Here is an 8219-nt window from a genome sequence, read left to right as displayed (position 1 = left end):
GCGCGCTCTCGCTCCAAACTGCGTGTGGGGGCGGGCGGGGGCGCCGCGCCGCGCGCGCCCCCCCCGCCCCCCCCCCCGCCCTCACGTGTGCCCGGTGCGCTCAGCGCCGCGGCACGGCCTCCCCGCTCGCCGCGTCCACCACGGACCGGTCGCCCAGCGGGCTCTGCAGGGTCACGCTCACCGTGATCTCCTTGGCGATCGCGATGCACACCCGCCCCGGGTCGGCCTTCTCGTCGATCCGCACGGTCACCTTGTCCGGGGTCTCCACGGCCTGGGCGGTGTAGGTGCTGCACACCCCGCCCCAGAAGGTGACCGACAGCTTCCGGCCGTCCTCGGCCGTCCGGTACGAGGTGATCTGCCGGGCCGGTGCCGTGCCCTCGTCCGGGCCGGTGGGCTTCGTCGGGGGAGCCAGCCGCTCCGGCGCCACCGCCGTCTCGATCACGGTGTACGGAGCCGCGTCCACCGGGTCCGCCGTGAACAGCCAGGACGGTACGAGCAGCCGCTCGCCCGCCACGTCCTTCGCGGCCAGGCCGAACACCGCGGCCGTCACCGGGACCTCCTTCGGCGGCGCCACGTCCGCCGCCGACCGGCAGGGCGGGGCCGGCGCGACCTTGCCGTTCCCGTCGACGGGGGCGGGGTCCGCCTTGCCGTTCCCGTCGACGCTCGCCGCCGGCGGGTCGGTCGCGCAGCCGCCGATGCCGACCGGGCCGGTGCCCTTCGCGTCCTCGTTCAGCTCCGCGAGCGCCTTCTCCGCCCCGAGCACCGGGTACGTGTCGCCCTTCACGGGCTCCTTGAGCGTCCCGCTCCCCGCGATCGCCCGGCCGTCCGGGCCGATGTGCAGCCCCGTCGCCCAGCCGTAGGTCGGCAGCCCGCCCACCACCGGATCGGCGTTGACCACCCGCACCGAACCGTCCATCACCTGGGTCGCGGTCACCTTCGCGTCGTCCTGGCCGATGGCCTTCAGGACGGGTGCGGCCGCCGCCTTCGCCGCGGCCTCGCTCACCGGCGAACCGCCGCCGCTCGGGGGCTTCGCCTCTCCCGGCGGCGGGCACGCCCTGCCCTTGAGGCAGGAGTCGCCGACCGGGCCGCCGTCGTACCACGAGTACGACCAGCTCCCCGGGGCCGCCTTCGCCACGTCCAGGCGCGGCCCCTGGCCGTCCTTCTCCGGGCGGATCGTCCAGACGTCCCCGACCAGCACCGGCCGGCCCTCGATCCCGAGCGCCGCGGCCAGCCTGGTCACCTCCGCCGAGGTGACCAGGCCCTCGGGCCGGTGGACCGCGGCCGAGGAGGGCCCCGCGGGGAGTGGACCCTTGGCTGTGTAGACCGTCCCGTCCGGGCCGCCGCCCGGGTCCGGCTCACCCGGCGCGATGCCGGGGCCGCCGCCGCTGTCGCCGTTCCCCGGCCGCGTCGGGGACGCGGCCGCGCCGGCGGCCTTTCCCTCACCCGCGGACGGCGTCGCCTCGCCGCTCGCCGTCGCCGCGACGGCGAGATAGACGCCACCGCCCCCGGCGAGCAGCACACCCGCCGCCACCGAGGCGACCAGGACGTTCCGCCGCCTCCGTACGTTCTCCGTACCGCTCACCGCAACGCTCCCTCGTCTCGACCGAACGCCGATGGGACGGAGCGGAGGGGCGGACGGTTCCCCTCCGTCAGCCGCCGTACTCGGCGGTGGCGTCGATCAGCCGGGCCGAGGCCGCCGGAACGACCACCCCGTGGATCGACGCGGGGGAGACCGGAACGGGGGCCGGACCCGCCGGGGTCACCCAGTGGGGAGCCATCCGGGCACCGTCCCCGCGCAGCTGGGCGAGGCTGAACTCGGACTCGTGTCGCTCACGAGGAGCGGGGTAGATGGTCATGGGCGCACCGTAAGCACCGCACCGCCCCAGGGAAAAGACCTACTCTGGGGTAGTTTCCGCTGTTCGGCAGGGAGCGCCCCACCCGGTAGCGTGAACTGTCGCCCGCCCGTAGCCCACCACCACCTCCCTTCGAGCGCCTCGCGCGCCCCTATCGAATTCGCAGGAGCACCCCGCCGTGCGTATCGCAGTCACCGGCTCCATCGCCACCGACCACCTCATGACCTTCCCCGGCCGGTTCGCCGACCAGCTCGTGGCCGACCAGCTCCACACGGTGTCCCTCTCCTTCCTCGTCGACAACCTGGACGTGCGCCGGGGCGGCGTCGGCCCGAACATCTGCTTCGGCATGGGCCAGCTCGGCGGCGCCCCGATCCTCGTCGGCGCGGCCGGCTACGACTTCGACGAGTACCGCGCCTGGCTCGACCGGCACGGCGTCGACACCGGCTCGGTGCGGATCTCCGAGGTCCTGCACACCGCGCGCTTCGTCTGCACCACCGACAAGGACCACAACCAGATCGGCTCCTTCTACACCGGCGCGATGAGCGAGGCCCGGCTGATCGAGCTCAAGGCCGTCGCCGACCGCGTGGGCGGCCTCGACCTGGTCCTCATCGGCGCCGACGACCCCGAGGCGATGCTCCGCCACACGGAGGAGTGCAAGGACCGGGGCATCGCCTTCGCCGCCGACTTCTCGCAGCAGATCGCGCGCATGGACGGCGAGGAGATCCGCACGCTCCTCGACGGCGCCACCTACCTCTTCTCCAACGAGTACGAGAAGGGCCTCATCGAGTCCAAGACCGGCTGGACCGAGGCGGAGATCCTCTCCCGCGTCGGCCACCGCGTCACCACGCTCGGCTCGCGCGGCGTGCGCATCGAGCGCGTCGGCGAGACGCCCATCGAGGTCGGCTGCGCCGAGGAGACCGCCAAGGTCGACCCGACGGGCGTCGGCGACGCCTTCCGCGCGGGCTTCCTGACGGGCCTGTCGTGGGGCGTGGGCCTGGAGCGCGCGGCGCAGGTGGGCTGCATGCTGGCGACGCTGGTGATCGAGACGCTGGGGACGCAGGAGTACACGCTGCGGCGGGCGAACTTCATGGAGCGGTTCACGAAGGCGTACGGCGACGACGCCGCGACCGAGGTCCAGTCCCACCTCCTCTGACCCCACCGCCCCGCGCCCGGCGGGGCGGTGCCCCGCTGCCCGTGTGGGCCTTCGCCCACGCCCGTGTGGGCAATCGTCCCGCTGGGGCGGGACGGGTGGGCACACGGGACGGCGCCCTTCGCGGCGCCTCCGCGTTCTGGGCCTGGACCCGCACCCCAGTGACGGCGCCCGTTCGGCGCGGGTCAGGGCGCGGGAGCCTTGGCCCGGCACGGGGCGCCGTCCGTTGTGCCCACCCGTTCCGCCCTGCGGAACGATTGCCCACAACGGCGGGGCGCCGCCCACAACGGGCGGGGCGCGGGCCCACGACGGCGGGGCGTCGCACACGGCGGGGGTGGGCACCGCCCCGGCGGTCGTGCTACGACGCGCGGCGGACCACGTACGCCGTGCCGCCGGCAGGGGACGTCTCCTCGCCCACGTACTCCTGCCCCCGCATCTCGCACCACGCCGGAATGTCCAGCCGCGCCGCCGCGTCGTCCGACAGGACCGTCACCGTCCCGCCCACCGGCACGTCCCCGATCACCTTCGCCAGCTCGATCACCGGGATCGGGCACCGCTTGCCGAGGGAGTCCACGACGAGCGAGCCGGAGGGCGCCGGCGCGGACACCACGGCCCCGGGGGCGCCCAGCCGCTCCCGTACCCCCGCGACCACTCCCGGCAGGACCGCGAGGAAGCGGTCCACGTCCTCCTCCGTGGTGCCGGACGGCAGGGACACCCGGACGTTCCCCTCGCTCAGCACACCCATCGCGCGCAGCACATGGCTGGGCGTCAGCGTCGAACTCGTGCACGACGAACCGGACGAAACGGAGAAACCCTCCCGGTCGAGCTCCGACAGCAGCGTCTCGCCGTCCACGTACAGGCAGGAGAAGGTGACCAGGTGGGGGAGGCGCCGCACCGGGTCGCCCACCACCTCCACGTCCGGCACCAGCTCCGGCACCCGGGCCCGGATCCGGTCCACCAGGCCCCGCAGCCGCGCCCCCTCGGCCGCCGCCTCCGCCCGGACCGCCCGCAGCGAGGCCGCGGCCGCCACGATGGCGGGCAGGTTCTCGAAACCGGGCGCCCGCCCCGACTCCCTCTCGTCCGTGGGCCCTTGGGGCGCGAACCGGACGCCCTTGCGCACCGCGAGGAGGCCGACGCCCGCCGGTCCGCCCCACTTGTGCGCGCTCGCCGCGAGCAGGGACCAGCCCTCGGGCACCGGACCCCAGCCGAGCGACTGCGCCGCGTCCACGAGCAGCGGCACGGACGCCGCCCGGCAGGCCTCCGCGATCTCGGCCACCGGCTGCTCCGTCCCCACCTCGTGGTTGGCCGACTGGAGGCACGCCAGGGCCGTCCCCGCGACGGCGAGGGCGGCGGTGAAGGAGTCCGCGTCCACCGCCCCCGACCGGCCCACCGGGACCTCGGTCACCGTGCCGCCGGCCGCCGCGAGCGCCTCGCCCGCGTGGAGTACGGAGGAGTGTTCGACGGCCGAGACCACGAGCCGGTTTCCGACACGCCGACGGCCCGCGAGCGCCCCGGAGATTCCGGCGTGAACCGCGCGCGTCCCCGAAGGAGTGAACACGAGCTCGTCCGGACGGCACCCCACGGCCTCCGCCGCGGCCTCCCGGGCCGCGTCGAGCAGCAGCCGGGCCCGTCGCCCCTCCCGGTACAGCCTGGCCGGGTCGGCCCAGCCCTCGTCCAGGGAGGCGAGCAGTGCCTGGCGGGCGACGGGGTGCAGCGGAGCGGCGGACGCGGCGTCGAAGTAGGGCATCCGCCCACCGTAGGGCCCGGGGATGCGAGGGTGGCGGACCGGGGATCCGTCACGGCCGGCGCCGGGGACCCCCACCGCGTGAACCCTCGTCAGAAGCACGGCCCGGTGCGTCGCCAGACGGCCGAACGGACCCCTCGGACCCCCCTCCGGAACCCCGGAGTCCACCCCTTCGGGGACTCGGACGGCGCGTTGGGCACCCTCCCCGCGCGACCCCAAATAGCGTCCAGTAGGGTTTGGTCCGCATAAACATCCAAACCCCTGCCCGCGGCCGGGGCGGCGACCGACCAGCGAGACGGACGGCCGTGGCCGACCAACGCGGGCCGAGACTCTCGGGAAGGCGCTACGTGAGTCCCAACGGCTCCGACCGCTCGTCGCGGCGCCCGATGCGGCGGAAGCTGCCGCAGGTGCTGACTGCGGGCCTGATCCTGGCGACAGCCACGGGCTGCTCGTACAACTGGGAAGACTTCCCCCGCCTTGGCATGCCCACCCCCGTCACAGAAGAGGCTCCTACGATCCTCTCCCTGTGGCAGGGCTCCTGGGCCGCCGCGCTCATCACCGGAATCCTGGTGTGGGGCCTGATCATCTGGTCCGTCATCTTCCACCGGCGGAGCAGGACCAAGGTCGAGGTACCTCCGCAGACCCGTTACAACATGCCCATCGAGGCGCTGTACACGGTCACCCCCCTCATCATCGTCTCGGTGCTCTTCTACTTCACCGCACGCGACGAGTCGAAGCTCCTCGAGCTCACCCCGAAGCCGGCCCACACGGTCAACGTGGTCGGCTACCAGTGGAGCTGGGGCTTCAACTACATCGAGAACGTGCCCGGTGTGAAGGGCGACGCCAAGACGGACAAGAACCTCGCCTCGCTCCCGGACAAGTTCCTCGCGGACTTCCCGGAGAACGCGGGCGGTGTCTACGACGCCGGCATCCCCGGCGACCGGAACCCGCAGACCGGCAACCCGGGCCCGACCCTGTGGCTGCCGAAGGGTGAGAAGGTCAGGTTCGTCCTGTCCTCCCGTGACGTCATCCACTCCTTCTGGGTGGTCCCCTTCCTCATGAAGCAGGACGTCATCCCGGGGCACACCAACTCCTTCGAGGTCATTCCGAACCAGGAAGGCACCTTCCTCGGCAAGTGCGCCGAGCTGTGCGGTGTCGACCACTCCCGGATGCTCTTCAACGTCAAGGTGGTCTCCCCGGAGCGCTACCAGCAGCACCTGAAGGAGCTGGCCGAGAAGGGGCAGACCGGCTACATTCCGTCCGGCATCGAGCAGACGGACCCGGCTAGGAATGCGGAGAAGCACCAACTGTGAGCATCCACAACGAAACCCAGGGTGCCGCCGCAGCTGAGGACTCGTACGAGAACGAGCTGCCCGTACGGCGCAAGCAGCCCGGCAACGTGGTCATCAAGTGGCTCACCACCACCGACCACAAGACCATCGGTACGCTCTACCTGGTCACGTCGTTCGTCTTCTTCTGCATCGGCGGACTCATGGCGCTCTTCATGCGCGCCGAGCTGGCCCGTCCCGGCACGCAGATCATGTCGAACGAGCAGTTCAACCAGGCGTTCACGATGCACGGCACGATCATGCTGCTGATGTTCGCGACGCCGCTGTTCGCCGGATTCGCGAACTGGATCATGCCGCTGCAGATCGGCGCGCCCGACGTGGCGTTCCCGCGGCTGAACATGTTCGCCTACTGGCTGTACCTCTTCGGCTCGATCATCGCGGTGGCCGGCTTCCTCACCCCGCAGGGTGCGGCCGACTTCGGCTGGTTCGCCTACTCCCCGCTGTCGGACGCCGTCCGCTCGCCGGGTGTCGGCGCCGACATGTGGATCATGGGCCTGGCCTTCTCCGGCTTCGGCACGATCCTCGGTTCGGTCAACTTCATCACCACGATCATCTGCATGCGCGCTCCGGGCATGACGATGTTCCGCATGCCGATCTTCACCTGGAACGTGCTGCTGACCGGTGTCCTGGTCCTGCTCGCCTTCCCGGTCCTGGCGGCCGCGCTGTTCGCCCTGGAGGCGGACCGCAAGTTCGGTGCCCATGTCTTCGACGCGGCCAACGGCGGCGCCTTGCTGTGGCAACACCTCTTCTGGTTCTTCGGACACCCAGAGGTGTACATCATCGCCTTGCCCTTCTTCGGCATCGTCTCCGAGGTCATCCCGGTCTTCAGCCGCAAGCCGATGTTCGGCTACATCGGTCTGGTGGCCGCGACCATCGCGATCGCCGGTCTGTCCGTGACCGTGTGGGCCCACCACATGTACGTCACAGGCGGTGTGCTCCTCCCGTTCTTCTCCTTCATGACGTTCCTCATCGCCGTACCGACCGGCGTGAAGTTCTTCAACTGGATCGGAACGATGTGGAAGGGCTCGTTGTCCTTCGAGACCCCGATGCTCTGGACGATCGGCTTCCTGGTCACCTTCACCTTCGGTGGTCTGACGGGCGTCATCCTGGCCTCGCCGCCGATGGACTTCCACGTCTCCGACTCGTACTTCGTCGTCGCGCACTTCCACTACGTCGTCTTCGGCACCGTGGTCTTCGCGATGTTCGCCGGGTTCCACTTCTGGTGGCCGAAGTTCACGGGCAAGATGCTGGACGAGCGGCTCGGCAAGATGACGTTCTGGACGCTGTTCATCGGCTTCCACGGCACCTTCCTGGTGCAGCACTGGCTCGGTGCCGAGGGCATGCCGCGTCGTTACGCGGACTACCTGGACGCCGACGGCTTCACCACGCTGAACACGATCTCCACGATCTCCTCGTTCCTGCTCGGTCTGTCGATCCTGCCGTTCCTCTACAACGTCTGGAAGACCGCCAAGTACGGCAAGAAGATCGAGGTCGACGACCCGTGGGGCTACGGCCGCTCGCTCGAGTGGGCGACCTCCTGCCCGCCGCCGCGGCACAACTTCCTCACCCTGCCGCGGATCCGTTCGGAATCCCCGGCGTTCGACCTGCACCACCCTGAGATCGCGGCGGTCGACCAGCTCGAGAACAAGCCGCACGAGGCCGCGGCCCTCACGGGCAGCAAGGAGGCCGGCAAGTGAAGATCCAGGGCAAGATGTTCATCTGGCTGAGCGTCTTCATCCTTGCCATGGCGGTCGTGTACGGCGTCTGGTCCAAGGAGCCGGTCGGTACGACGGCGCTCTTCCTGGCCTTCGGCCTCTCCATCATGATCGGCTACTACCTGGCCTTCACGGCCAAGCGTGTCGACGCGATGGCGCAGGACGACAAGGAGGCCGACGTCGCGGACGAGGCCGGCGAGGTGGGCTTCTTCGCCCCGCACAGCTGGCAGCCGCTCTCGCTGGCCGTCGGTGGCGCGCTCGCCTTCCTCGCCATCGCGATGGGCTGGTGGATCCTGTACTTCTCCTTCCCGCTGATCCTCGTCGGCCTGTTCGGCTGGGTCTTCGAGTTCTACCGGGGCGAGAACCAGAACCAGTAGCGGTACCCCGCTCCGCACCGGAGCACACCGA

The 8219-nt window shown here is 71.2% G+C and carries 7 protein-coding genes; 4 read left to right on the top strand and 3 right to left on the bottom strand.

Going from position 1 to position 8219, the window contains the following annotated elements; all coding sequences use genetic code 11:
- Positions 1-100: 100 nt before the first annotated feature.
- A complete protein-coding gene (locus ACFV2S_RS36725; RefSeq protein ID WP_385570286.1) occupies positions 101-1582 on the bottom strand; it encodes a hypothetical protein in 1482 nt (493 codons plus the stop codon).
- 67 nt (positions 1583-1649) lie between these two features.
- Complete coding sequence (locus ACFV2S_RS36720) at positions 1650-1856, bottom strand: hypothetical protein (RefSeq protein WP_383793277.1); 207 nt, start codon at positions 1854-1856, stop codon at positions 1650-1652.
- A gap of 175 nt (positions 1857-2031) precedes the next feature.
- Between ACFV2S_RS36720 and ACFV2S_RS36715 the strand changes: the two genes are divergently transcribed.
- The gene (locus tag ACFV2S_RS36715; protein ID WP_383793280.1) at positions 2032-3006 is read left to right on the top strand and encodes a carbohydrate kinase family protein; all 975 of its coding nucleotides are present in this window, start codon (positions 2032-2034) and stop codon (positions 3004-3006) included.
- Between the two features lie 355 nt (positions 3007-3361).
- Here ACFV2S_RS36715 and ACFV2S_RS36710 read toward each other — a convergent pair whose 3' ends face one another.
- On the bottom strand, positions 3362-4750 hold the full coding sequence (locus ACFV2S_RS36710) for a cysteine desulfurase/sulfurtransferase TusA family protein (RefSeq protein WP_385570278.1): 1389 nt from the start codon (positions 4748-4750) through the stop codon (positions 3362-3364).
- 344 nt (positions 4751-5094) lie between these two features.
- On the opposite strand from ACFV2S_RS36710, the gene coxB reads away from it, so the two are divergent.
- From coxB to ACFV2S_RS36695, 3 genes are read left to right on the top strand one after another with little or no spacing between them, the layout of a single operon-like run.
- Positions 5095-6060 carry a cytochrome c oxidase subunit II gene (coxB, locus tag ACFV2S_RS36705; RefSeq protein ID WP_385570273.1) on the top strand — a complete coding sequence of 322 codons (966 nt, stop codon included), beginning with the start codon at positions 5095-5097 and terminating at the stop codon, positions 6058-6060.
- Positions 6057-7793: a cytochrome c oxidase subunit I gene (ctaD, locus tag ACFV2S_RS36700; RefSeq protein WP_383800601.1), complete on the top strand. Its 1737-nt coding sequence runs from the start codon at positions 6057-6059 to the stop codon at positions 7791-7793. The genes coxB and ctaD overlap by 4 nt, the downstream gene beginning before the upstream one ends.
- Positions 7790-8188, top strand: a complete 399-nt coding sequence (locus ACFV2S_RS36695; protein WP_383800599.1) for a cytochrome c oxidase subunit 4 — start codon at positions 7790-7792, stop codon at positions 8186-8188. The genes ctaD and ACFV2S_RS36695 overlap by 4 nt, the downstream gene beginning before the upstream one ends.
- Positions 8189-8219 lie beyond the last annotated feature (31 nt).

The organism is Streptomyces sp. NPDC059695, from assembly GCF_042733785.1.
Taxonomy (GTDB): domain Bacteria; phylum Actinomycetota; class Actinomycetes; order Streptomycetales; family Streptomycetaceae; genus Streptomyces.
The sequence above is the reverse complement of the archived record's forward strand: the minus strand, read 5'-3'. Positions and strand labels throughout refer to the sequence as shown.